We start from the raw sequence: 23,618 nt of genomic DNA on the forward strand, positions 1-23,618 counted from the left end.
GGACGCACACCTTAGCGTCCCTTTTCCGCGTAAACAAGCACTTGCCCATGACGGCGATAGCGACGCCCCTCACTCGCGCAGGCGGGCGACCTCGTAGAGGGCGACGGCGGCGGCGTTGGATACGTTGAGGCTGCCGACAGGGCCGCCGGTGGGCAGCCGGACGATGGTGTCGCAGCGATCCATGGTCAGGCGGCGCAGACCGCTGCCCTCCGCCCCCATCACCAGCACCGTTTTGCCGGTCATATCCAGCTTCGCCAGCGTCGATGCACCCGACTCGGCGAGCCCGACCGCCCAGAAGCCGTTCTGCTGCAGATCGGTCAGGGCGCGGGCCAGGTTGGTGACGCGCACCAGCGGCACCGCCTCCAGGGCGCCCGACGCACTCTTCGCCAGTACGCCGGTGGTCTCCGGCGCATGACGTTCGGTCACCACCACCGCGCGGGCTCCGAAGGCGGCGGCGGAGCGCAGGATCGCGCCGACATTGTGCGGATCGGTCACCTGATCCAGCGCGACGATCACCGCCGAAGGCTCATCCGCCAACTCGTTGCACAGATCCTCGATTCCCACTTCCGGCAGGGGGGAGGCGTCGATCACCATGCCCTGGTGAACGGCGCCGGCCGGCAGCATGCGGTCCAACTCCGTCCGGTCGACGATCGACGCCTCGGGCCGCTGCAGCCCTTGGGCGCGCGCGGCGGCGAAGGCGGGCTCCAGCGCGGCCCGGCCGGATTCGGTGGCCAGCAGCCGGTGGATGCGCCGCTCCGGGTTGGTCCACGCCGCGGCGACCGGATGCAAGCCATACAGAATGACTCCGCGCGCGGGCGGCGGGCGATTGCCTTTCGACCCGCCCCGGCGGGTGCGCGCCCCCTCGTCCGCCTGCTCCTGCCGCGGAGCGGTTGCCCGCGGGGTACCCGCGGCGTGGACGGAATGCTTGTCGGACTGGCGGCCGGAACCCGGATGTTTTGAGCGCGTCATGGTACCCACGAAGGAGGGGAGGGGGCCGCCGGAAACAGCGGCCGAATTTTTTCTGGTGTGAACCGCTTAACCCGTGTTGACAAGGTCTGAAAAATTCGCATATTGCCGAACTCCGCGGCGGGCACTGCCAAGCCGCGGATTGGAAGGGTGGCCGAGTGGTTAAAGGCAGCAGACTGTAAATCTGCCCGCGTATGCGTACGCTGGTTCGAATCCAGCCCCTTCCACCACTACTTTCCACGGCTTGTCCGTGATCGCGTTTGCCCCGGACGGTCGCGCCGGCGGGATGCTTGCGGGTGTAGCTCAATGGTAGAGCAGAAGCCTTCCAAGCTTACGACGGGGGTTCGATTCCCCTCACCCGCTCCAATCCCGCGTGCGCCACGGAAAACCGATCTCGGCCGGGCCATTGTGTGCGTCCGGAACGTCGGGAACGAAAGACCAAAGCGATGGCGAAGGCAAAGTTTGAGCGGAACAAGCCGCACTGCAACGTTGGCACGATCGGCCACGTCGACCACGGCAAGACGTCGCTGACGGCGGCGATCACGAAGGTGCTGGCGGAGTCCGGCGGCGCCACCTTCACCGCTTACGACCAGATCGACAAGGCGCCGGAAGAGAAGGCGCGCGGCATCACGATCTCGACGGCGCACGTCGAGTACGAGACGACCAACCGCCACTACGCGCACGTCGACTGCCCGGGCCACGCCGACTACGTGAAGAACATGATCACGGGCGCCGCCCAGATGGACGGCGCGATCCTGGTCGTGTCGGCCGCCGACGGCCCGATGCCGCAGACCCGCGAGCACATCCTGCTGGCGCGCCAGGTCGGCGTTCCGGCGCTGGTGGTGTTCATGAACAAGGTCGACATGGTCGACGATCCGGAGCTGCTGGAGCTGGTCGAGCTGGAAGTTCGCGAGCTTCTGTCCTCCTACCAGTTCCCGGGCGACGACATTCCGATCACCAAGGGCTCGGCTCTGTGCGCCCTGGAAGACCGTCAGCCGGAGATCGGCCGCGACGCCGTTCTGGCGCTGATGAAGACGGTCGACGAGTACATCCCGCAGCCGGAGCGTCCGAAGGACCGTCCGTTCCTGATGCCGATCGAAGACGTGTTCTCGATCTCGGGCCGCGGCACCGTGGTGACCGGCCGTGTCGAGCGCGGCATCGTAAAGGTTGGTGACGAAGTCGAGATCGTCGCCTGAAGGCGACGGTGAAGACGACGGTGACCGGTGTCGAGATGTTCCGCAAGCTGCTCGACTCGGGTGAGGCCGGCGACAACATCGGCGCGCTGCTGCGCGGCACCAAGCGCGAGGACGTCGAGCGCGGCCAGGTTCTGGCCAAGCCGGGTTCGATCACCCCGCACACCAAGTTCAAGGCCGAAGCCTACATCCTGACGAAGGAAGAGGGCGGTCGCCACACCCCGTTCTTCACCAACTACCGTCCGCAGTTCTACTTCCGCACGACGGACGTGACCGGCATGGTCTCGCTGCCGGAAGGCGTCGAGATGGTGATGCCGGGCGACAACGTCGCAATGGAAGTGGCGCTGATCGCCCCGATCGCCATGGACGAAGGCCTGCGCTTCGCTATCCGCGAAGGCGGCCGCACCGTCGGCGCCGGCGTCGTTGCCAAGATCGTCGAGTGATGCTATAAGCCTGCCTCCCCCGCCGAGCTTCGGTTCGGCGGGGGAGTTTTATCTGCGCGAAGAGTACGGTTGGGCTTCCGGAAAGCCGTTCTGAAAAGTTCTTCCGAAAGTCGGGTCGAAAGGCCTTGACACCGCCGCTGAAAGAATGCTTTAAGCGGCGTCCCACGCCGAAGGGTGTGGCCGGACGGAGATAGGAGTGTAGCTCAATTGGTAGAGCACCGGTCTCCAAAACCGGGGGTTGGGGGTTCGAGCCCCTCCACTCCTGCCATCCCGTCCCAATAACGGCCGTCTCAACAACGGTTAGGGTAAAAGCGGCGCCCTTCACAGTCGCTTCGGAGCTCGCACGGTTCGCACGATGGCTAAAGTCAATCCCGCAGAATTCGCGCGCGAGGTCCGCCGCGAGGTAGCCAGGGTCACCTGGCCGACCCGCAAGGAAACCGGCATCACGACCGCCATGGTGTTCGTCATGGTCGTGCTCGCCGCCCTGTTCTTCCTCGTCGTCGATCAGGTGCTGGCGGTTGCCGTTCGCTTGATCCTTGGGCTGGGAGGCTAAGACATGGCTGCGCGCTGGTACGTCGTTCACGTCTATTCCGGTTTCGAAAAGAAGGTCGCCCAGGCCATCCGCGAAAAGGCGGCTCAGAAGGGTCTGGAAGACAAGTTCGAGGAAATCCTGGTCCCGACCGAAGAAGTGGTCGAGGTGCGCCGGGGCTCCAAGATCAACACGGAACGCAAGTTCTTCCCCGGCTACGTCCTCGTCAAGATGGACCTGACCGACGAATCCTGGTCGCTGGTGAAGAACACGCCGAAGGTCACGGACTTCCTGGGTGGCGGCGGCAAGCCGCAGCCGATTTCCCAGCGCGAGGCCGAGCGGATCATCCATCAGGTGCAGGAAGGCTTTGAGCGCCCCAAGCCCTCGATCACCTTCGAGGTGGGCGAGCAGGTTCGAGTGAGCGACGGCCCCTTCACCTCGTTCAATGGCGTCGTCGAGGAAGTCGACGAAGAGAAGTCCCGCCTCAAGGTGGCGGTTTCGATCTTCGGCCGCTCCACGCCGGTCGAATTGGAATACACGCAGGTCGAAAAGATCTGAGCGCAAGGTTCCAAAGTGTTTCGTGTCGGAGCTGCCGGTGCTTGCATCGGTGGCTCCATTCTGTTGCGGGAGGCTCGCCATGGCCGAACCGCAAAACCCCGCGACGCAGCGCCGGACCAGCCGGTCGAGAGCGTGACGCGTCGTCCCAGGAGGTTGTGAGATGGCGAAGAAAATCGTCGGTTACATCAAGCTGCAGGTCCCGGCCGGCAAGGCCAACCCGTCGCCGCCCATCGGCCCGGCGCTGGGTCAGCGCGGCCTGAACATCATGGAGTTCTGCAAGGCGTTCAACGCCAAGACGGCGGACCTGGAAGTCGGCATGCCGATTCCCGTGGTCATCACCGCCTATGGCGACCGCACCTTCACCTTCGTGACCAAGACCCCGCCGGTGAGCTACTTCCTCAAGAAGGCTTCGGGCAAGGACAAGGGTTCGACGACCCCCGGCAAGGGCGGCTTCGTCGGCCAGGTCACGACCTCGCAGATCCGCGAGATCGCCCAGAAGAAGATGGTCGACCTGAACGCGCACGACGTCGACGCCGCCGCGACGATGATCGCCGGTTCCGCCCGCTCGATGGGCCTCGAAGTGGTGGAGGGCTGATCCTATGGCGAAGCTGGGCAAGCGTCTAACCGACGCCTACAAGAACGTCGACCGCGACTCCTTCTACTCGCTGGAACAGGCCGTCACTCTGGTGAAGGGTGCCGCGAAGGCCAAGTTCGACGAGACCATCGAGATCGCGATGAACCTCGGCATCGATCCGCGCCACGCCGACCAGATGGTCCGCGGCGTCGTGAACCTGCCGAACGGCACCGGCAAGACCGTCCGGGTGGCGGTGTTCGCCCGTGGCGCCAAGGTCGATGAGGCTCTGGCCGCCGGCGCCGACGTGGTCGGCGGCGACGATCTGGCCGAACAGATCCTGGCCGGCAACATCAACTTCGATCGCTGCATCGCCTCGCCCGACATGATGGGCGTGGTCGGCAAGCTCGGTAAGGTTCTCGGCCCGCGCGGCCTGATGCCGAACCCGAAGCTGGGCACCGTGACCCCCGACGTGGCCGGCGCCGTCAAGGCCGCCAAGGCCGGCGCGGTGGAGTTCCGTGCGGAGAAGACCGGTATCATCCACGCCGGCGTCGGCAAGGTCAGCTTCTCGGAAGAGGCGCTGGTCCAGAACATCCGCGCCTTCGTCGATGCCATCACCCGTGCCAAGCCGACCGGCGCCAAGGGCCAGTACCTGCTGAAGGTCTCGCTCTCGTCGACCATGGGCCCGGGCCTGAAGCTCGACCTCGCCAGCGTGTCGGCTCCGGCCGGCGCTGCGGCGTAATCGACCGTCTTTCGCCGCCGGTGCCCCAGGGTGCCGGCGGCGACCGGGTGGATGATCCAAGGGGGCTTGCTCCGGTGGAACGCCCACCCACCCCTGTCCGAGACCGCAGGTGTCCGCTCCTTCTTCGGAAGGTGAGGGCTTAAAATTCACCGGCGCAGACAGGAGTTGAACCCGTTGACCATTCCGGATCCCGTCAAGGCGGGCCACCGGATCAGGAACGGCTTGAACTTCTGGGACAGGTTCGCCGGACCTCCGGCCCGCGAGGGCAGGGGGTTCATGTACACCTCTGTGCAAGGAGGCGATCCGTGGATCGTACACAAAAAGAAGCGACGATCGCGGCTCTGCAATCGAAGCTCCAGGACACGGGCCTGGTGGTGGTCACCCACCATCTGGGCCTGACGGTGAAGGAAGTCACCGACCTGCGTGCGAAGGTTCGGGCTGCTGGCGCCAGCTTCAAAGTGACGAAGAACCGGCTCGCCCGTCGTTCCCTTCAGGGGACGCAGTTCGAAGGTCTGGACGGTCTCTTCAAGGGACCGACGGCGATCGCCTTCTCGAAGGATCCCGTTGCGGCCGCCAAGGTGGTGGCCGATTACGCGAAGACCAACGAGAAGCTCAAGATCGTCGGCGCCAGCCTCGGCACCCAGATTCTGGACGCGGAGGGGGTCAAGGCCCTCGCCTCGCTCCCGTCGCTGGACGAACTGCGTGGCCGCCTCGTGGGCATGATTCAGACCCCGGCGACCCGTATCGCCGGTGTTCTCCAGGCTCCGGGCGGCCAGGTCGCCCGCGTGCTTGCTGCCTACGCGAAGAAGGACGACGAGGCGGCGGCCTAACCAGGCCTAGTCACTCGTTTTTTCCATCCCCAGAACTCAAGTCGTTTGGAGTAGTAACATGGCTGATCTGCAGAAGCTCGTCGACGATCTGTCGGCCCTGACCGTCCTGGAAGCCGCCGAGCTGTCGAAGCTCCTCGAAGAGAAGTGGGGCGTCTCCGCCGCCGCTCCGGTGGCCGTCGCCGCCGCCGGCCCGGCCGCTGCCGCTGCCGCTCCGGTTGAAGAGCAGACCGAGTTCACGGTGATCCTCGCCGATGCCGGCGACAAGAAGATCAACGTGATTAAGGAAGTCCGTGCGATCACCGGCCTGGGCCTGAAGGAAGCCAAGGACCTGGTCGAGGGCGCTCCGAAGCCGGTCAAGGAAGGCGCCACGAAGGACGAGGCCGCCAAGATCAAGAAGCAGCTTGAAGAAGCCGGCGCCAAGGTCGATATTAAGTAAGACCTTGTTGCGTTACGGATCATACAGTTCCACGCCGGACGGCGGCCGGTCCCCCAGGGGACCGGCCGCTGCACGGCGTTTTCTGCCTTCCGCCGGACCGGGCTCGCCCGGCCCGGCTCTTTCCGTCCCCATCATGGGGATGGCCCGCGCGGGCGCCCTTGGGACCGGTCGACACCAGTCGGCTTGATCCCACGGTCGGTTGAACGGTCGGTATAACGCGCATCACGTACAGACGTTTGGGGACATCCATGGCCAAATCCTTTACGGGTCGTAAACGTGTTCGGAAGAGCTTCGGGCGCATCCCGGAAGTCACCCAGATGCCCAACCTCATCGAGGTGCAGCGCAGCTCCTACGATCACTTCCTGCAAATGGACGTCGCCCCGGAAAAGCGGGCGAACCTGGGCCTGCAGGAAGTCTTCAAGTCGGTCTTCCCGATCAAGGACTTCTCCGACCGCGCGGTGCTGGATTTCGTCAAGTACGAGCTTGAGCAGCCGAAGTACGACGTCGAGGAGTGCCAGCAGCGCGGCATGACCTTCGCCGCCCCGCTGAAGGTCACCCTGCGCCTGTCCGTGTTCGACGTCGAGGAAGATACCGGCCTCCGGTCCATCCGCGACATCAAGGAGCAGGACGTCTACATGGGCGACATGCCCCTGATGACGGCCAACGGCACCTTCATCATCAACGGCACCGAGCGCGTCATCGTCTCCCAGATGCACCGCAGCCCGGGCGTCTTCTTCGACCATGACAAGGGCAAGACCCACGCGTCGGGCAAGTATCTGTTCGCCGCGCGCGTCATCCCCTATCGCGGTTCCTGGCTCGACTTCGAGTTCGACGCCAAGGATCTCGTCTATGTGCGCATCGACCGCCGCCGCAAGCTGCCGGCCACCACGCTGCTGTTCGCCCTGGACGGCGCGGAGACCGAGGCTCTGCGCGCCGAGCGCAAGGCGAACCGCAAGGACCTGCTGCCCTACGAGGCGCAGGGCATGGCCAAGGAAGAGATCCTCAACTACTTCTACGACACCATCACCTACAGCCGCTCCGCCGGCGGTTGGAAGACCCCGTTCAGCGCCGAGCGCATGAAGGGCGTCAAGCTGGCGTCCGACCTCGTCGATGCCGCCACCGGCGCCATCGTGGCCGAGGCCGGCACCAAGATGACCCCGCGCGTCATCAAGAAGCTGGTCGAGGCCGGCCTCGCCGAGCAGCAGGTCTCCACCGAAGAGCTGACCGGCCGCTATCTCGCCGTGGACATCATCAACGAGCGCACGGGCGAAGTCCTGTTCGAAGCCGGTGACGAGCTGTCGGCGAGCGACCTGGAGAAGCTGGAGAAGACCGGCGTCGACGAACTGCCGGTGCTGGCGATCGACCATCTGAACGTCGGCGCCTACATCCGCAACACGATGAATGCGGACCGCAACGCCAGCCGCGAAGACGCGCTGATCGACATCTACCGCGTCATGCGTCCGGGCGAGCCGCCGACCCTGGAATCGGCCGAGGCGCTGTTCTCGGGCCTGTTCTTCGACAGCGAGCGCTACGACCTGTCGGCCGTCGGCCGCGTCAAGATGAACGCGCGCCTGAACTTCCAGACCGACGACCAGATGCGCGTTCTCCGCAAGGAGGACATCCTGGAGATCCTGAAGGTTCTGGTGAACCTGAAGGACGGCCGCGGCGAGATCGACGACATCGACCATCTCGGCAACCGCCGCGTCCGCTCGGTCGGCGAACTGATGGAGAACCAGTACCGCGTCGGCCTGCTGCGCATGGAGCGTGCGATCCGCGAGCGCATGAGCTCGGTCGAGATCGACACGGTGATGCCGCACGACCTGATCAACGCCAAGCCGGCCGCCGCCGCCGTGCGCGAGTTCTTCGGCTCGTCGCAGCTGTCGCAGTTCATGGACCAGACCAACCCGCTGTCCGAGATCACGCACAAGCGTCGTCTCTCGGCACTCGGCCCGGGCGGTCTGACCCGCGAGCGGGCCGGCTTCGAGGTGCGCGACGTGCACCCGACGCACTACGGCCGCATCTGCCCGATTGAGACGCCGGAAGGTCCGAACATCGGTCTGATCAACTCGCTGGCGACCTATGCCCGCGTGAACCAGTACGGCTTCATCGAGAGCCCCTACCGCAAGGTCATCGACGGCAAGGTCACCAACGAGGTGGTCTATCTGTCGGCGATGGAGGAGGGCCGCTACGTCGTCGCCCAGGCGAACGCCGAGCTGAACCCCGACAACAGCTTCGCCGCCGATCTGGTGTCCTGCCGCCAGGGCGGTGAATACCTGATGTTCCGGCCGGAAGCGATCGACCTGATCGACGTGTCGCCGAAGCAGCTGGTGTCCGTCGCCGCGGCGCTGATCCCGTTCCTGGAGAACGACGACGCCAACCGCGCGCTGATGGGCTCGAACATGCAGCGTCAGGCGGTTCCGCTGGTGAAGGCCGACGCGCCGCTGGTCGGCACGGGCATGGAGGCGACCGTCGCCCGCGACAGCGGCGTGACCATCGTCGCCAAGCGCTCCGGCATCGTCGACCAGGTCGACGCCACCCGCATCGTCGTCCGCGCCACCGACAGCTCGGACAGCACGGCGCCGGGCGTCGACATCTACAACCTGCTGAAGTTCCAGCGTTCCAACCAGAACACCTGCATCACCCAGCGCCCGCTGGTGAAGGTGGGTGACCGGGTGAACGCCGGCGACATCGTGGCTGACGGCCCGTCGACCGATCTCGGCGAGCTGGCGCTCGGCCGGAACGTGCTCGTCGCGTTCATGCCGTGGAACGGCTACAACTTCGAGGACTCGATCCTCATCAACGAGCGCATCGTCAAGGACGACGTCTTCACCTCGATCCACATCGAGGAATTCGAGGTCATGGCCCGCGACACCAAACTGGGCCAGGAGGAAATCACCCGCGACATTCCGAACGTGGGTGAGGAGGCTCTGAAGAACCTCGACGAAGCCGGCATCGTCTACATCGGCGCCGAAGTCCGTCCGGGCGACATCCTGGTCGGCAAGGTGACGCCGAAGGGCGAAAGCCCGATGACGCCGGAAGAGAAGCTGCTGCGCGCCATCTTCGGCGAAAAGGCTTCCGACGTCCGCGACACCTCGCTGCGCCTGCCGCCGGGCGTCGTCGGCACCATCGTCGAAGTCCGCGTGTTCAGCCGCCGCGGCGTCGACAAGGACGAGCGCGCTCTGGCCATCGAACGCGCCGAGATCGAGAAGCTGGCCAAGGACCGCGACGACGAGCGCGGCATCCTTGAGCGCAGCTTCTACACCCGCCTGAAGGAAGTGCTGATCGGCCAGACCGCCCAGTCGGGTCCGAAGGGCATGAAGGGTGGCACCGTCCTGACCGACGAGGTGCTGGCCGGCCTGTCGAAGGGCCTGTGGCGCCAGATCGCCATCGCCGACGAGCAGGTGATGGAGACCGTCGAGAACCTGGCCAAGGTGTTCGACGACTCGATCAAGGCCCTGCAGGATCGCTTCGAGAACAAGGTCGACAAGCTGCAGCGCGGTGACGAGCTGCCGCCGGGCGTCATGAAGATGGTCAAGGTCTTCGTCGCGGTGAAGCGCAAGCTGCAGCCGGGCGACAAGATGGCCGGTCGTCACGGCAACAAGGGTGTCGTCTCGCGCATCATCCCGCAGGAAGACATGCCCTATCTGGAGGACGGCACCCCCGTCGATCTGGTGCTGAACCCGCTGGGCGTGCCGTCGCGCATGAACGTCGGTCAGATCCTGGAAACCCACCTCGGCTGGGCGGCCTCGGGTCTCGGCAAGCAGATCGGCCGGGCGGTCGACCAGTACCGTCTGGCGATCCGCCAGAAGGCGGAAGGCGCTCCCCAGCTGGAGGCCCTGCGCAGCACGCTGAAGTCGGCGTATGGCGAGGTGACCTACAACGAGGACATCGCCGACATGACCGACGGCGAACTGCTGGAGTTGGGCGGCAACCTGCGCAAGGGCGTGCCCTTCGCGACGCCGGTCTTCGACGGCGCCCGCGAGGAGGACATCTGCGTCCATCTGGAACGCGCCGGTTTCGACCGGTCGGGCCAGTCGACGCTGGTGGACGGCCGCACCGGCGAGACCTTCGACCGCAAGGTCACCGTCGGCTACATCTACATGCTGAAGCTGCACCACCTGGTGGACGACAAGATCCACGCCCGGTCGATCGGTCCCTACTCGCTGGTCACGCAGCAGCCGCTGGGCGGCAAGGCCCAGTTCGGCGGTCAGCGCTTCGGTGAGATGGAGGTCTGGGCGCTGGAAGCCTACGGCGCCGCCTACACGCTGCAGGAAATGCTGACGGTGAAGTCGGACGACGTGTCCGGCCGCACCAAGGTCTACGAGGCCATCGTCCGCGGTGACGACAACTTCGAGGCCGGCATTCCGGAGTCGTTCAACGTGCTGGTCAAGGAGCTGCGCTCGCTCGGCCTGAACGTCGAACTGAACCAGCGGTCCTACTGAGCCGATTTGACGTGACCAAACCCCGGTGCGGTGCCGATGCGCCGCTCCGGGGTCATGCACTGCCCTTAACCGACAACGCGGCGATGCCAGCGGGAGACGGTCATGAATGAGTTGATGAACATTTTCGGCCAGGTCCAGGGGCCGCAGAGCTTCGATCAGATCCGCATCCAGATCGCGAGCCCCGAGCGGATCCGGTCCTGGTCCTACGGCGAGATCAAGAAGCCGGAAACCATCAACTATCGCACCTTCAAGCCGGAGCGCGACGGCCTGTTCTGCGCCCGCATCTTCGGCCCGATCAAGGATTACGAGTGCTTGTGCGGCAAGTACAAGCGCATGAAGTATCGCGGCATCATCTGCGAGAAGTGCGGCGTCGAGGTCACGCTGTCGAAGGTCCGGCGCGAGCGCATGGGCCACATCGAGCTGGCGTCCCCCGTCGCGCACATCTGGTTCCTGAAGTCGCTGCCGAGCCGCATCGGTCTGCTGCTCGACATGACGCTCAAGGATCTGGAGCGCATCCTCTATTTCGAGAACTACGTCGTCATCGAGCCGGGCCTCACCCCGCTGAAGCTGCATTCGCTGCTGAACGAGGAAGAGTTCCTGAACGCCCAGGACGAGTACGGCGAGGACGCCTTCACAGCCTCGATCGGTGCGGAAGCGCTGCGCATCATGCTGTCCGCGCTCGACCTCGACGAGGAGAAGAAGCGCTGCCGTGAGGATCTGCGCGACACCAACTCCGAAGCCAAGCGCAAGAAGCTGGTGAAGCGCCTGAAGCTGATCGACGCCTTCCTGGCCTCGCAGTCGCGTCCGGAGTGGATGATCCTGGAAGTCATTCCGGTGATCCCGCCCGAACTGCGTCCGCTCGTGCCGCTGGACGGCGGCCGCTTCGCCACGTCCGACCTGAACGACCTGTACCGCCGGGTCATCAACCGCAACAACCGTCTGAAGCGGCTGATCGAACTGAAGGCGCCGGACATCATCGTCCGCAACGAGAAGCGTATGCTGCAGGAGGCCGTCGACGCTCTGTTCGACAACGGCCGCCGCGGCCGCGTCATCACCGGCGCCAACAAGCGTCCGCTGAAGTCGCTGTCGGACATGCTGAAGGGCAAGCAGGGCCGCTTCCGTCAGAACCTGCTCGGCAAGCGCGTCGACTACTCGGGCCGTTCGGTCATCGTGGTCGGTCCCGAGCTGAAGCTGCACCAGTGCGGGCCTGCCGAAGAAGATGGCGCTGGAGCTGTTCAAGCCCTTCATCTACGCCAAGCTGGAGCTGTACGGTCTCGCCTCCACCATCAAGGCCGCCAAACGGATGGTGGAGAAAGAGCGTCCCGAGGTGTGGGACATCCTGGAAGAGGTCATCCGCGAGCATCCGGTGATGCTGAACCGTGCGCCGACGCTGCACCGTCTCGGCATCCAGGCGTTCGAGCCGACGCTGATCGAAGGCAAGGCGATCCAGCTGCACCCGCTGGTCTGCACCGCCTTCAACGCCGACTTCGACGGTGACCAGATGGCCGTGCACGTTCCGCTGAGCCTTGAGGCCCAGCTGGAAGCGCGCGTCTGATGATGTCGACCAACAACATCCTGTCGCCCGCCAACGGCAAGCCGATCATCGTGCCGAGCCAAGACATCGTGCTGGGCATCTACTACATCTCCATGGATCGCCCGAGCGAAAAGGGCGAGGGCATGGTGTTCGCCAACGTCTCGGAGATCGAGCAGGCGCTGAACGCCAAGGTCCTGTCGATCCATGCGAAGATCAAGGCGCGCTACGTCGGTGTGGACGACGAAGGCAACGAGCTGATCAGCATCGTCGAGACGACGCCGGGCCGCATGCTGCTGTCGGAGCTGCTGCCGCGTCACCCGAAGGTGCCCTTCTCGCTGATCAACCGCGTCCTGACCAAGAAGGACGTCGGCAACGTCATCGACGCCGTTTATCGCCACTGCGGCCAGAAGGAGACGGTGATCTTCGCCGATCGCCTGATGAAGCTCGGCTTCGGCCACGCCTGCCGCGCCGGCATCTCCTTCGGCAAGGACGACATGGTCATCCCCGTCGCCAAGGAGAAGCTGGTCAACGAGTCGAAGGAGGCGGGTGAAGGAGTTCGAGCAGCAGTATCTCGACGGCCTGATCACCCAGGGCGAGAAGTACAACAAGGTCGTCGACGTCTGGTCGGAGTGCACCGAAAAGGTCGCTTCCGAGATGATGAAGGCGATCTCGACCACCGAAGCCGGCAAGCCGGTCAACTCGGTGTACATGATGGCCCACTCCGGCGCGCGCGTTCCGCCGCGCAGATCCGTCAGCTGGCCGGCATGCGCGGCCTGATGGCCAAGCCGTCGGGCGAGATCATCGAGACGCCGATCATCTCGAACTTCAAGGAAGGCCTGACCGTGCTGGAGTACTTCAACTCCACCCACGGCGCACGCAAGGGTCTGGCCGACACCGCCCTGAAGACGGCGAACTCCGGTTACCTGACCCGCCGCCTGGTCGACGTTGCCCAGGACGCCATCATCGTCGAGCATGATTGCGGCACCGAGCGCGGCATCACCGTCAAGGCGGTGATCGACGGCGGCGAAGTGATCAGCCCGCTGGGCGACCGCATCCTCGGCCGCACCGTGGTCGGCGATGTGATCGATCCGCTGAACGGCGAGCTGCTGGTCGAAGACGGCGGCCTGATCGACGAGCCGACGGTCGACCGCATCGAGCGGTCGGGCATCGACTCGGTCAAGATTCCGCTCGGTCCTGACCTGCGAAACCCGCGACGGTGTCTGCGCCAAGTGCTACGGCCGTGATCTGGCCCGCGGCACGCTGGTCAACACCGGCGAGGCGGTCGGCGTCATCGCGGCGCAGTCGATCGGCGAGCCGGGCACCCAGCTGACGATGCGTACCTTCCACATCGGTGGTGCGGCGCAGCGCGGTGCCGAGCAGAGCCAGATCGAGGCGGCGTTCGATGGCGTGGTGCGGATCAACAACCGCAACATCGTCATGAACTCGTCCGGCATCCCGGTCGTCATGGGCCGCAGCACCGAAGTGATCCTGCTCGACGATCAGGGCCGCGAGCGGGCGCGTCACCGCGTACCGTACGGTGCCAAGCTGCTGGCGGACGAGGGTGTCAAGGTCGAACGCGGCGCCAAGCTGGCCGAGTGGGACCCCTACACCCTGCCGATCATCACCGAGCGTGCCGGTACCGCCCGCTACATCGACCTCGTGGAAGGCATCTCCATGCGCGAGGTGATGGACGAGGCGACGGGCATCAGCTCCAAGGTGGTGGTCGACTGGCGCCAGCAGCCGCGCGGTGCCGACCTGAAGCCGCGCATCGCGCTGGTGGATGAGCGGGGCGACCTGATCACTCTGCCGAACGGTTTGGAAGCCCGCTACTTCATGTCGGTGGACGCCATCCTGTCGGTGGAGAACGGTGCCGAGGTCCGGGCTGGCGACGTGCTGGCGCGTATCCCGCGCGAGTCGTCCAAGACCCGCGACATCACCGGCGGTCTGCCGCGCGTGGCCGAGCTTTTCGAGGCGCGTCGTCCGAAGGACTTCGCCATCATCTCGGAAATGAGCGGCCGTGTCGAATTCGGTAAGGACTACAAGACCAAGCGCCGCATCGTCGTTCGCAACGACGAGTCCGGCGACGAGAAGGAGTATCTGATCCCGAAGGGCAAGCACATCTCCGTGCAGGAGGGTGACTATGTCGAACGCGGCGATCTGCTGATGGACGGCAACCCGGTGCCGCACGACATCCTGGCTGTGATGGGTGTGGAGGCCTTGGCCGACTACCTGATCAACGAGATCCAGGACGTCTATCGACTGCAGGGCGTGAAGATCAACGACAAGCACATCGAGGTGATCGTTCGCCAGATGCTGCAGAAGGTCGAGATCACCGACGCCGGCGAGACCACCTTCCTGGTGGGCGAGCAGGTCGACCGTCAGGAGTTCGACGAGGAGAACGAGAAGACGGTCGCCGAGGGCCTTCAGCCGGCCCACGGCCACCCGGTTCTCCAGGGCATCACCAAGGCCAGCCTGCAGACGCGGTCCTTCATCTCGGCCGCATCGTTCCAGGAAACCACCCGCGTCCTCACGGAAGCGGCCGTCGGCGGCAAGGTCGACAACCTGGAAGGCCTGAAGGAGAACGTCATCGTCGGCCGTCTGATCCCGGCCGGCACGGGCTCCGTGGTGAACCGCCTGAAGCTGATCGCCGCCGAGCGTGACCGCGAAGCGGCCCTGGAGGCCGGCGCTCCGGAGGAAACTCCGGCCCTGCCGACCCCGGGCGAGGAAAGCTCCGCGGCCTGATCCATAAGGCCACGCAAAATGGAGGGCGCGTTCCACAAGGGACGCGCCCTTTTTCTTTACGAAAATGCACAAAATTGCTAAAGCGGCCAGGGAAATGCACGCGTGGAGGGTGCGACATGGCCAGTGAAGCTCATCTGTCCGACGCCGAATGGCGTCTGATCTCTGAAGAGCCAGTCCAGGGGTTGGTCGATTTGTATGCTCTGTTGGAGCGCAAGTATCTAACGAACGCCACGCCATCGAGCGTCGGTCTCGCCGCCAGCTACCTCGAGGGCTATCTCGATGAGCATGCCGACATCATACGAGTAGATCCTCCAAAAGAAAATTTGCCCAGTTCAAAGGACAAATTCCTTCAAGACGCCAAGATGGCTATTGCCCGCGTCATGGCTCGGCAAAAAGCGCGTTTGGCAGCAGAAAAAAGGGGGGCAGACGTCGAAGTGATTCTGCCTAAAGGGTATAAAGAAAAAATTAGGGAAATGATTGCCTCTATCCGGACCGTCATCGATCAGGCCGATATTAATGTGATGCGCAAGGAAGACATCAAGAAGAGGTTGAGCGCGTTTGCTGAGGAGGTTGAGCGAGATATAGCGCGACCGGAAAGGGTCGGTCGAATTTGGCTTTCGCTAACTGCCTACGTTGGCGAGGGGTTTAAAATCTGGAACCCGCGGTACGGCTGGTTGAGCGCCTAAGGCGCCAAATTTCAGAAATCGAGGAGGAAGCGCGACTTGCATGCCTGGATGCGCCTCCAGCGCAGCCACAATTGCCTCCGCCTGATCGAGCGTGATACGCGCGGGCGGTGGTGTCGCACGGCAGTGGAATACCCCGCTTGACTCTCTTCGAACCTTTCCCTAAAGTCCGCGAACTTCAAAGGAAGCCGGGGCTCTCCGTGCGTCCGCTTGAATCCACCGATCCCGCCGATCGGAGTCCTCCGGTCGGCTTTCGCTCATTCAGCCCGCTCGGAACGGCAACGTTTCGCAGGCGGGCTTTTGCTTCGTCCGGCTCGTCCGGCCGAGTGATCTTGAAGGGATGAAGGGCAGATATGCCGACGATCAACCAGTTGATCCGTAAGCCGCGCGAGCCGTTGGCCGCGCGCAACAAGGTTCCCGCGATGGAGGCCTGCCCGCAGAAGCGTGGCGTCTGCACTCGCGTCTACACCACCACCCCGAAGAAGCCGAACTCGGCGCTCCGTAAGGTCGCCCGCGTTCGCCTGACGAACGGCTTCGAGGTGACGAGCTACATCCCTGGTGAGGGTCACAACCTCCAGGAACACTCGGTGGTCATGATCCGCGGCGGTCGTGTGAAGGATCTTCCCGGCGTTCGCTATCACATCATTCGCGGCACGCTGGATACCCAGGGCGTCAAGGATCGTAAGCAGCGCCGGTCGAAGTACGGCGCGAAGCGTCCGAAGTAAGGAGAACTCACGATGTCCCGTCGTCATCGCGCCGAGAAGCGTGAAGTCCTGCCGGACGCCAAGTACGGCGACCGCGTTCTGACCAAGTTCATGAACTGCCTGATGTTTGACGGCAAGAAGTCGTCGGCTGAAAGCATCGTCTACGGCGCGCTCGGCCGCATCGAGGTCAAGACAAGAACGATCCCGTTCAGGTCTTCCACGATGCGCTCGCCAACGTCAAGCCGCACCTGGAAGTGCGCAGCCGCCGCGTCGGCGGTGCGACCTATCAGGTTCCGGTCGAGGTCCGTTCGGACCGCGCCCAGGCACTGGCCATTCGTTGGCTGATCAGCGCCGCCCGCGCCCGCTCGGAAAACACCATGACCGAGCGTCTGTCGGGTGAGCTGCTCGACGCAGCCAGCCAGCGCGGCACCGCCGTGAAGAAGCGCGAAGACACGCATCGCATGGCGGAAGCCAACAAGGCGTTCTCGCACTACCGCTGGTAAGGTTCACGCCTGTCCTGGTGATTTTGCATGCCCCGTTCGCACGCCCTCGACCGTTACCGCAACATCGGCATCATGGCTCACATCGATGCCGGCAAGACGACGACGACCGAGCGCATCCTGTTCTACACCGGCAAGTCCTATCGGATGGGTGAAGTCAATGACGGCACCGCCGTCATGGACTGGATGGAGCAGGAGCAGGAGCGGGGCATCACCATCACTTCGGCGGCCACGACCTGTGTCTGGCGCGATCACCGCATCAACATCATCGATACGCCCGGCCACGTGGATTTCACCATCGAGGTCGAGCGGTCGTTGCGTGTTCTGGATGGCGCCGTCGCCATCTTCGATGCGGTTGCGGGGGTCGAGCCCCAGACGGAAACCGTGTGGCGGCAGGCCGACAAGTACGGCGTGCCGCGCATGGCCTTCGTCAACAAGATGGACCGTGTCGGCGCGGATTTTTCCAATTGCGTCGCCATGATGGCCGACCGGCTTGGCGTCAGGCCGCTGGTCCTGCAGTTGCCCATCGGTGTCGAAGCCAGCTTTTTCCGGCATCGTCGATCTGGTCGCCATGCGCGCCACGATCTGGAAGGCCGAGACGCTCGGCGCCGAGTTCGAACACACCGATATTCCGAGGATCTTGCCCAAGCTGCCGCAAGCGCCCGTCAGGCGCTGCTGGAGGCTGTGCTCGACCTCGACGAGGCGGCGATGGCCGCCTATCTGGAGCGTGGCGAGGAGCCTGCGCCCGACGCCCTGCGCGCGCTGATCCGCAAGGGCACGATTGCCGGCGCCGTGGTGCCGGTGCTCTGCGGTTCAGCCTTCCGCAACAAGGGCATCCAGCCGATGCTCGACGCCGTGGTCGATTACCTGCCCGCCCCGAACGACATTGGTGCGGTCAAGGGCCATGCCGTCGGCGGTGAGCGCGACGAAGAGCGTCCGGCCAACGATAGTGCTCCCTTCTCCGGTCTGGCCTTCAAGGTGATGAACGACCCTTATGTCGGGACGCTCACCTTCTGCCGCATCTATTCCGGCACAGCCACCGTCGGCGATTGGATGCTCAACCCGGTCAAGGGTGAGCGCGAGAAGATCGGCCGCATGCTGCTGATGCACGCCAACAGCCGCGAGGACATCGAGCGCGCCCATACCGGCGACATCGTAGCCTTCGCCGGATTGGAACACACGGCGACCGGGGACACGCTGTGCGATCCTGCCAAGCCGATCGTGTTGGAACGCTTGGACGTCCCCGAGCCGGTGATCGAAATCGTGGTCGAGCCGCGGACCGAGGCCGACCAGGAGAAGATGGCGGCGGCGCTGAACCGGCTGGGCCACGAAGACCCGTCGATGCGCGTGTCCGTCGATCGCGAGAGCGGGCAGACCGTCATCCGCGGCATGGGCGAACTGCACCTCGACATCGTCGTTGACCGGATGAAGCGCGAATTCCGCGTCGACGCCTCCGTCGGCGCGCCGAAGGTGGCTTATCGTGAGACGGTGCTGCGTACGGCTGAGGTTGACCACACCCACGCCCGTCAGACCGGAGACCGTGCGCAGTTCGCGCGGGTGACGCTGAAGGTGGAGGCGCTGGACCGCGGCGCAGGCTTCGTGTTCGAGAACCGTGCGGCTGCCCTGCCGCGCGATTTCGTCGCCGGTGTGCAGCGCGGACTGGAAGCCACCAAGGACAGTGGCGTGGTCGCCGGGTATCCGGTCGTCGACGTCAAGGTGACCCTTGTCGGCGGTGAAGCCCACGATGTGGATTCCTCCCCGCTGGCCTTCGAGCTGGCGGCGCGGACTGCCTTCCGCGAGGCGATGACAAAAGCCGCTCCGGTTCTGTTGGAACCGCTGATGCGGGTCGAAATCATCACGCCGGACGACTATATGGGCGACGTCATCGGTGACCTGAACGGTCGCCGTGGACAGATCACCGGCATGGATCAGCGCGGCAACGCGCGAATCGTCACGGGACTGGTTCCCTTGGCGGCCATGTTCGGCTATGTGAACTCCCTGCGCTCCATGAGTCAGGGCCGCGCGCAGTACAGCATGCAGTTCGACCATTATGAGCCGGTGCCACAGGCCATCGCGGACGGCGTCCGCGCCAAGGTGGCCTGAAGACCGCTGGAACGATTGAGAAACGGAGAGACCAACCCATGGCCAAGGCAAAGTTCGAGCGGAACAAGCCGCACTGCAACGTTGGCACGATCGGCCACGTCGACCACGGCAAGACGTCGCTGACGGCGGCGATCACGAAGGTGCTGGCGGAGTCCGGCGGCGCCACCTTCACCGCTTACGACCAGATCGACAAGGCGCCGGAAGAGAAGGCGCGCGGCATCACGATCTCGACGGCGCACGTCGAGTACGAGACGACCAACCGCCACTACGCGCACGTCGACTGCCCGGGCCACGCCGACTACGTGAAGAACATGATCACGGGCGCCGCCCAGATGGACGGCGCGATCCTGGTCGTGTCGGCCGCCGACGGCCCGATGCCGCAGACCCGCGAGCACATCCTGCTGGCGCGCCAGGTCGGCGTTCCGGCGCTGGTGGTGTTCATGAACAAGGTCGACATGGTCGACGATCCGGAGCTGCTGGAGCTGGTCGAGCTGGAAGTTCGCGAGCTTCTGTCCTCCTACCAGTTCCCGGGCGACGACATTCCGATCACCAAGGGCTCGGCTCTGTGCGCCCTGGAAGACCGTCAGCCGGAGATCGGCCGCGACGCCGTTCTGGCGCTGATGAAGACGGTCGACGAGTACATCCCGCAGCCGGAGCGTCCGAAGGACCGTCCGTTCCTGATGCCGATCGAAGACGTGTTCTCGATCTCGGGCCGCGGCACCGTGGTGACCGGCCGTGTCGAGCGCGGCATCGTAAAGGTTGGTGACGAAGTCGAGATCGTCGGCCTGAAGGCGACGGTGAAGACGACGGTGACCGGTGTCGAGATGTTCCGCAAGCTGCTCGACTCGGGTGAGGCCGGCGACAACATCGGCGCGCTGCTGCGCGGCACCAAGCGCGAGGACGTCGAGCGCGGCCAGGTTCTGGCCAAGCCGGGTTCGATCACCCCGCACACCAAGTTCAAGGCCGAAGCCTACATCCTGACGAAGGAAGAGGGCGGTCGCCACACCCCGTTCTTCACCAACTACCGTCCGCAGTTCTACTTCCGCACGACGGACGTGACCGGCATGGTCTCGCTGCCGGAAGGCGTCGAGATGGTGATGCCGGGCGACAACGTCGCAATGGAAGTGGCGCTGATCGCCCCGATCGCCATGGACGAAGGCCTGCGCTTCGCTATCCGCGAAGGCGGCCGCACCGTCGGCGCCGGCGTCGTTGCCAAGATCGTCGAGTGATGACCCTTCCGGCATCCGCTGCAAGGTGGTTGCCGGAGAGGGAAGGGTAGGGCAGCGGGAGCGATCCCGCCGCCGGTTGTAAGAGACGGGTCGTCTTACCCGCGCAAGCAGGAAGGGCGACCCGCCCGGTTCTAGCCATCGGGCGTCGGTGTTCGGGACCGTCTGCCTGTCGATCCAGCTTCCTCCGATCCGGGGGACGATTCAGGATTGACACGCGGGCGCGGAACGCCTAGAGATTACGCCCTCTGGATTTTGGGTTGGTGGTAGGCAGCTTCGGCCTAGACGCAGCCCGAGACGAACGGCACAGGCGCGCCTCCACGGGGGGCGCGCCGTCTGCTGAACGGAACATCCCCTTCGCGCCCGGTGCGCGGGGGATGTTCCTTTTCGTATCGGCCCGTCGCATCGGTCACTGTGTCGCCCGTCGGCCCCGCTTCGGTGGTTCGGCGTGCGGCCTTGCGCTGTCGGCGAAGCCCCAAAGCAGCTCGTGGAGTTCCGGTGACGCGTCCGCGTCATCGCTAGAAGGTGCAAGGGACGTTTGGACATGGACAGCCAGAACATCCGCATCCGTCTGAAGGCGTTCGATCATCGCGTGCTCGACCAGTCGACCAGCGAGATCGTCAACACCGCCAAGCGGACCGGCGCGCGCGTGCGGGGCCCGATCCCCCTGCCGACGCACATCGAAAAGTTCACCGTGAACCGCTCGCCGCACATCGACAAGAAGTCGCGTGAGCAGTTCGAGATCCGCACCCACAAGCGCCTGCTCGACATCGTCGATCCGACGCCGCAGACCGTGGATGCGCTGATGAAGCTCGACCTCGCCGCCGGCGTCGACGTCGAGATCAAGCTCTGATTTTGGTTGGTAAGGGACCTCTCCACTCACGGACGTCCCTGGTCAGGAGATAAAGAACAATGCGATCCGGTTTGATCGCGCAGAAGGTCGGCATGACCCGCGTCTTTACGGACGACGGCCAGCATGTTCCGGTCACTGTGCTGAAAGTCGACAGCTGCCAGGTCGTCGCCGTTCGCACCGAGGAAAAGGATGGCTACACCGCCGTCCAGCTCGGCGCGGGCGCCATCAAGGTCAAGAACGTCAACAAGCCTGAGCGTGGGCATTTCGCCAAGGCGCGTGTGGAACCGAAGCGCAAGCTGGTCGAGTTCCGCGTCGATGCCGATGCCCTGATCGAGGTCGGTGCCGAGCTGTCGGTCACCCACTTCGTCGCCGGCCAGTACGTCGACGTCACCGGCACTTCTATCGGCAAGGGCTTTGCCGGTGCGATGAAGCGCTGGAACTTCGGTGGTCTGCGCGCCACGCACGGCGTGTCGGTGTCGCACCGCTCGCACGGTTCGACGGGTAACCGTCAGGACCCCGGCAAGGTCTTCAAGAACAAGAAGATGGCCGGTCACCTCGGTGACGAGAAGGTTACGGTCCTGAACCTTCAGGTCGTCGCCGTCGACGAAGCCCGTGGTCTGATCATGCTCAAGGGTGCCGTCCCCGGCGCCGAGGGCGGTTGGCTGCGCATCCGTGACGCCGTCAAGAAGAAGGCTCCGGAAGGCCTGCCCTTCCCGGCCGGCATCAAGTCTGCTCCGGCGGCGGAAGCCCCGGCCGAGACGCAGGAGTGAGCGCCATGAAGGCCACGATCAAGAACCTGAACAACGAAGCCGTCGGCGAGATCGAGCTGTCGGACGCCGTGTTCGGCCTGCCGACCCGCACCGACCTGCTGGCCCGCATGGTGAACTGGCAGCTGGCCAAGCGTCGCTCCGGAAACCACAAGACCAAGGGCATCAGCGAGATCAGCGGCACGACCAAGAAGCCCTACTCGCAGAAGGGCACCGGTCGCGCTCGCCAGGGCTCCATCCGTTCGCCGCAGTTCCGCGGCGGTGCGACCATCTTCGGGCCGGTGGTGCGTTCGCACGCCCACGACCTGACCAAGAAGGTCCGCAAGCTGGCGCTCAAGACTGCCCTGTCGGCCAAGGCCGCCGAGGGCAAGCTGATCGTTCTCGAGGCTGCCGCTGCCGAGACGCACAAGACCAAGGAACTGGCCGCCCGTCTGGCCACCCTCGGGCTGACGTCCGCGCTGATCATCGATGGCTCGAACCTGGACGAGAACTTCGCCAAGGCTTCGCGCAACATCCCGCTGATCGACGTGCTGCCGGAGCAGGGCGCCAACGTCTACGACATTCTCCGCCGCGACACGCTGGTCCTGACCCGCAACGCGGTCGAGCAACTGGAGGCTCGCCTGAAATGAGCAAGCAGTCGAAACCTGCGGTGAGCCAGGAGCGGATGTACGACCTGATCCTCGCTCCCGTCATCACCGAGAAGTCGACGTTGGTGTCGGAGCACAATCAGGTCACGTTCCGCGTGCCGCTCACGGCCTCCAAGCCGGAGATCAAGGCCGCCGTTGAAGGTCTCTTCAACGTCAAGGTGACCGCGGTCAACACCCTGGTTTCCAAGGGCAAGACCAAGCGGTTCCGCGGCACCATCGGCCGTCGCTCGGACTTCAAGAAGGCCGTCGTCACCCTCGCCGAGGGTAACAAGATCGACGTGACCACGGGCATCTGAGCGGGAGTGTGATCCGATGGCTCTGAAGCAATACCGCCCGATTACGCCGTCGCTCCGCCAGCTGGTCATCGTTGACCGCTCGGAGCTGTGGAAGGGCAAGCCGGTCAAGACCCTCACCGAGGGCCTGACCAAGTCTGGTGGCCGCAACAACACCGGCCGCATCACTGCGCGCCGCATGGGTGGCGGTCATAAGCGTACCTATCGTCTGGTGGACTTCAAGCGTCGCAAGTTCGACGTTCCGGCCACCGTCGAGCGGCTCGAGTATGATCCGAACCGCACGGCCTTCATCGCGCTGATCAAGTACCAGGATGGGACGCTGTCCTACATCCTGGCGCCGCAGCGCCTGAAGGTCGGCGACACGGTCATTTCGGGCGAGCGCGTCGACGTGAAGCCCGGCAACGCCATGCCGCTGAAGAACATCCCCGTCGGTTCGATCGTGCACAACGTCGAGCTGAAGGCCGGCAAGGGTGGTCAGGTGGCTCGTTCCGCCGGCACCTACCTGCAGCTGGTCGGCCGCGACGGCGGCTATGCCCAGCTGAAGCTGCCGTCCGGCGAGCTGCGCATGGTTCGCGGCGAGTGCATGGCCACCCTCGGTGCCGTGTCCAACCCGGACCAGATGAACACCAACCTTGGCAAGGCCGGCCGCAACCGCTGGCTGGGCAAGCGTCCGTCGGTCCGTGGCGTCGCCATGAACCCGATCGACCACCCGCACGGTGGTGGTGAGGGTCGCACCTCGGGCGGCCGTCATCCGGTCACGCCGTGGGGCAAGCCGACCAAGGGCAAGAAGACTCGTCACAACAAGAAGACGGATGGCCTGATCCTGCGCCGCCGTCATTCGAAGTAAGGAGGTCGA

The 23,618-nt window shown here is 64.7% G+C and carries 17 protein-coding genes, 3 tRNA genes and 3 pseudogenes; 22 read left to right on the forward strand and 1 reads right to left on the reverse strand.

Translation table 11 applies throughout. The features are described from left to right. Positions 1 to 69: 69 nt before the first annotated feature. Entirely contained in the window at positions 70 to 789 is a 720-nt protein-coding gene (gene rlmB / locus F1643_RS14555; protein ID WP_255542815.1) for a 23S rRNA (guanosine(2251)-2'-O)-methyltransferase RlmB, read from the reverse strand. A 321-nt stretch (positions 790 to 1,110) separates the two neighbouring features. Between rlmB and F1643_RS14560 the strand changes: the two genes are divergently transcribed. The 22 genes and pseudogenes from F1643_RS14560 to rplB all read left to right on the forward strand — a co-directional run bounded on the left by F1643_RS14560 (position 1,111) and on the right by rplB (position 23,609). Next, positions 1,111 to 1,196, forward strand: a tRNA-Tyr gene (locus F1643_RS14560). A 62-nt stretch (positions 1,197 to 1,258) separates the two neighbouring features. Beyond that, positions 1,259 to 1,332: transfer RNA gene (locus tag F1643_RS14565), tRNA-Gly, on the forward strand. Positions 1,333 to 1,412: 80 nt separating this feature from the next. Continuing rightward, a pseudogene (gene tuf, locus F1643_RS14570) lies at positions 1,413 to 2,602 on the forward strand (elongation factor Tu). 192 nt (positions 2,603 to 2,794) lie between these two features. Next, positions 2,795 to 2,870 (forward strand) — tRNA-Trp (locus F1643_RS14575). Between the two features lie 87 nt (positions 2,871 to 2,957). Beyond that, a complete protein-coding gene (gene secE, locus F1643_RS14580; protein ID WP_014246876.1) occupies positions 2,958 to 3,155 on the forward strand; it encodes a preprotein translocase subunit SecE in 198 nt (65 codons plus the stop codon). Between the two features lie 3 nt (positions 3,156 to 3,158). Further along, positions 3,159 to 3,689, forward strand: a complete 531-nt coding sequence (gene nusG, locus F1643_RS14585) for a transcription termination/antitermination protein NusG (RefSeq protein WP_014246877.1) — start codon at positions 3,159 to 3,161, stop codon at positions 3,687 to 3,689. A 160-nt stretch (positions 3,690 to 3,849) separates the two neighbouring features. Next, a complete protein-coding gene (rplK, locus tag F1643_RS14590) occupies positions 3,850 to 4,284 on the forward strand; it encodes a 50S ribosomal protein L11 (protein ID WP_014246878.1) in 435 nt (144 codons plus the stop codon). A gap of 4 nt (positions 4,285 to 4,288) precedes the next feature. Continuing rightward, positions 4,289 to 5,002 carry a 50S ribosomal protein L1 gene (gene rplA, locus F1643_RS14595; protein WP_149225502.1) on the forward strand — a complete coding sequence of 238 codons (714 nt, stop codon included), beginning with the start codon at positions 4,289 to 4,291 and terminating at the stop codon, positions 5,000 to 5,002. A gap of 305 nt (positions 5,003 to 5,307) precedes the next feature. After that, positions 5,308 to 5,832: a 50S ribosomal protein L10 gene (gene rplJ / locus F1643_RS14600; protein WP_014246881.1), complete on the forward strand. Its 525-nt coding sequence runs from the start codon at positions 5,308 to 5,310 to the stop codon at positions 5,830 to 5,832. A gap of 58 nt (positions 5,833 to 5,890) precedes the next feature. After that, positions 5,891 to 6,268 (forward strand): 50S ribosomal protein L7/L12, encoded by a 378-nt coding sequence (gene rplL, locus F1643_RS14605; protein WP_012973196.1) that lies wholly within the window; start codon positions 5,891 to 5,893, stop codon positions 6,266 to 6,268. 248 nt (positions 6,269 to 6,516) lie between these two features. Beyond that, a complete protein-coding gene (gene rpoB, locus F1643_RS14610) occupies positions 6,517 to 10,710 on the forward strand; it encodes a DNA-directed RNA polymerase subunit beta (protein ID WP_194913932.1) in 4,194 nt (1,397 codons plus the stop codon). Between the two features lie 102 nt (positions 10,711 to 10,812). Further along, positions 10,813 to 14,986 (forward strand): annotated as a pseudogene (gene rpoC / locus F1643_RS14615) (DNA-directed RNA polymerase subunit beta'). Between the two features lie 116 nt (positions 14,987 to 15,102). Next, positions 15,103 to 15,672: a hypothetical protein gene (locus tag F1643_RS14620; RefSeq protein ID WP_194913933.1), complete on the forward strand. Its 570-nt coding sequence runs from the start codon at positions 15,103 to 15,105 to the stop codon at positions 15,670 to 15,672. Positions 15,673 to 16,022: 350 nt separating this feature from the next. Continuing rightward, positions 16,023 to 16,394, forward strand: coding sequence for a 30S ribosomal protein S12 (gene rpsL, locus F1643_RS14625; protein WP_012973201.1), 372 nt, complete (start codon positions 16,023 to 16,025; stop codon positions 16,392 to 16,394). Positions 16,395 to 16,406: 12 nt separating this feature from the next. Continuing rightward, positions 16,407 to 16,876, forward strand: a pseudogene (gene rpsG / locus F1643_RS14630) (30S ribosomal protein S7). Positions 16,877 to 16,903: 27 nt separating this feature from the next. Continuing rightward, positions 16,904 to 18,976 carry an elongation factor G gene (fusA, locus tag F1643_RS14635; RefSeq protein ID WP_255542817.1) on the forward strand — a complete coding sequence of 691 codons (2,073 nt, stop codon included), beginning with the start codon at positions 16,904 to 16,906 and terminating at the stop codon, positions 18,974 to 18,976. A gap of 38 nt (positions 18,977 to 19,014) precedes the next feature. Further along, a complete protein-coding gene (gene tuf, locus F1643_RS14640) occupies positions 19,015 to 20,205 on the forward strand; it encodes an elongation factor Tu (RefSeq protein WP_014246875.1) in 1,191 nt (396 codons plus the stop codon). Between the two features lie 541 nt (positions 20,206 to 20,746). Then, positions 20,747 to 21,055: a 30S ribosomal protein S10 gene (gene rpsJ / locus F1643_RS14645; protein WP_012973204.1), complete on the forward strand. Its 309-nt coding sequence runs from the start codon at positions 20,747 to 20,749 to the stop codon at positions 21,053 to 21,055. A gap of 59 nt (positions 21,056 to 21,114) precedes the next feature. Beyond that, positions 21,115 to 21,825 (forward strand): 50S ribosomal protein L3, encoded by a 711-nt coding sequence (rplC, locus tag F1643_RS14650; protein ID WP_149225498.1) that lies wholly within the window; start codon positions 21,115 to 21,117, stop codon positions 21,823 to 21,825. A gap of 5 nt (positions 21,826 to 21,830) precedes the next feature. Then, positions 21,831 to 22,451: a 50S ribosomal protein L4 gene (rplD, locus tag F1643_RS14655; protein ID WP_044549482.1), complete on the forward strand. Its 621-nt coding sequence runs from the start codon at positions 21,831 to 21,833 to the stop codon at positions 22,449 to 22,451. Then, positions 22,448 to 22,765: a 50S ribosomal protein L23 gene (locus F1643_RS14660; protein WP_012973207.1), complete on the forward strand. Its 318-nt coding sequence runs from the start codon at positions 22,448 to 22,450 to the stop codon at positions 22,763 to 22,765. Before rplD ends, F1643_RS14660 begins: the two co-directional genes overlap by 4 nt. Positions 22,766 to 22,781: 16 nt before the next feature. Continuing rightward, positions 22,782 to 23,609 (forward strand): 50S ribosomal protein L2, encoded by an 828-nt coding sequence (rplB, locus tag F1643_RS14665; protein WP_012973208.1) that lies wholly within the window; start codon positions 22,782 to 22,784, stop codon positions 23,607 to 23,609. Positions 23,610 to 23,618: the final 9 nt, after the last annotated feature.

The organism is Azospirillum sp. INR13 (assembly GCF_015390205.1).
Lineage (GTDB): Bacteria > Pseudomonadota > Alphaproteobacteria > Azospirillales > Azospirillaceae > Azospirillum.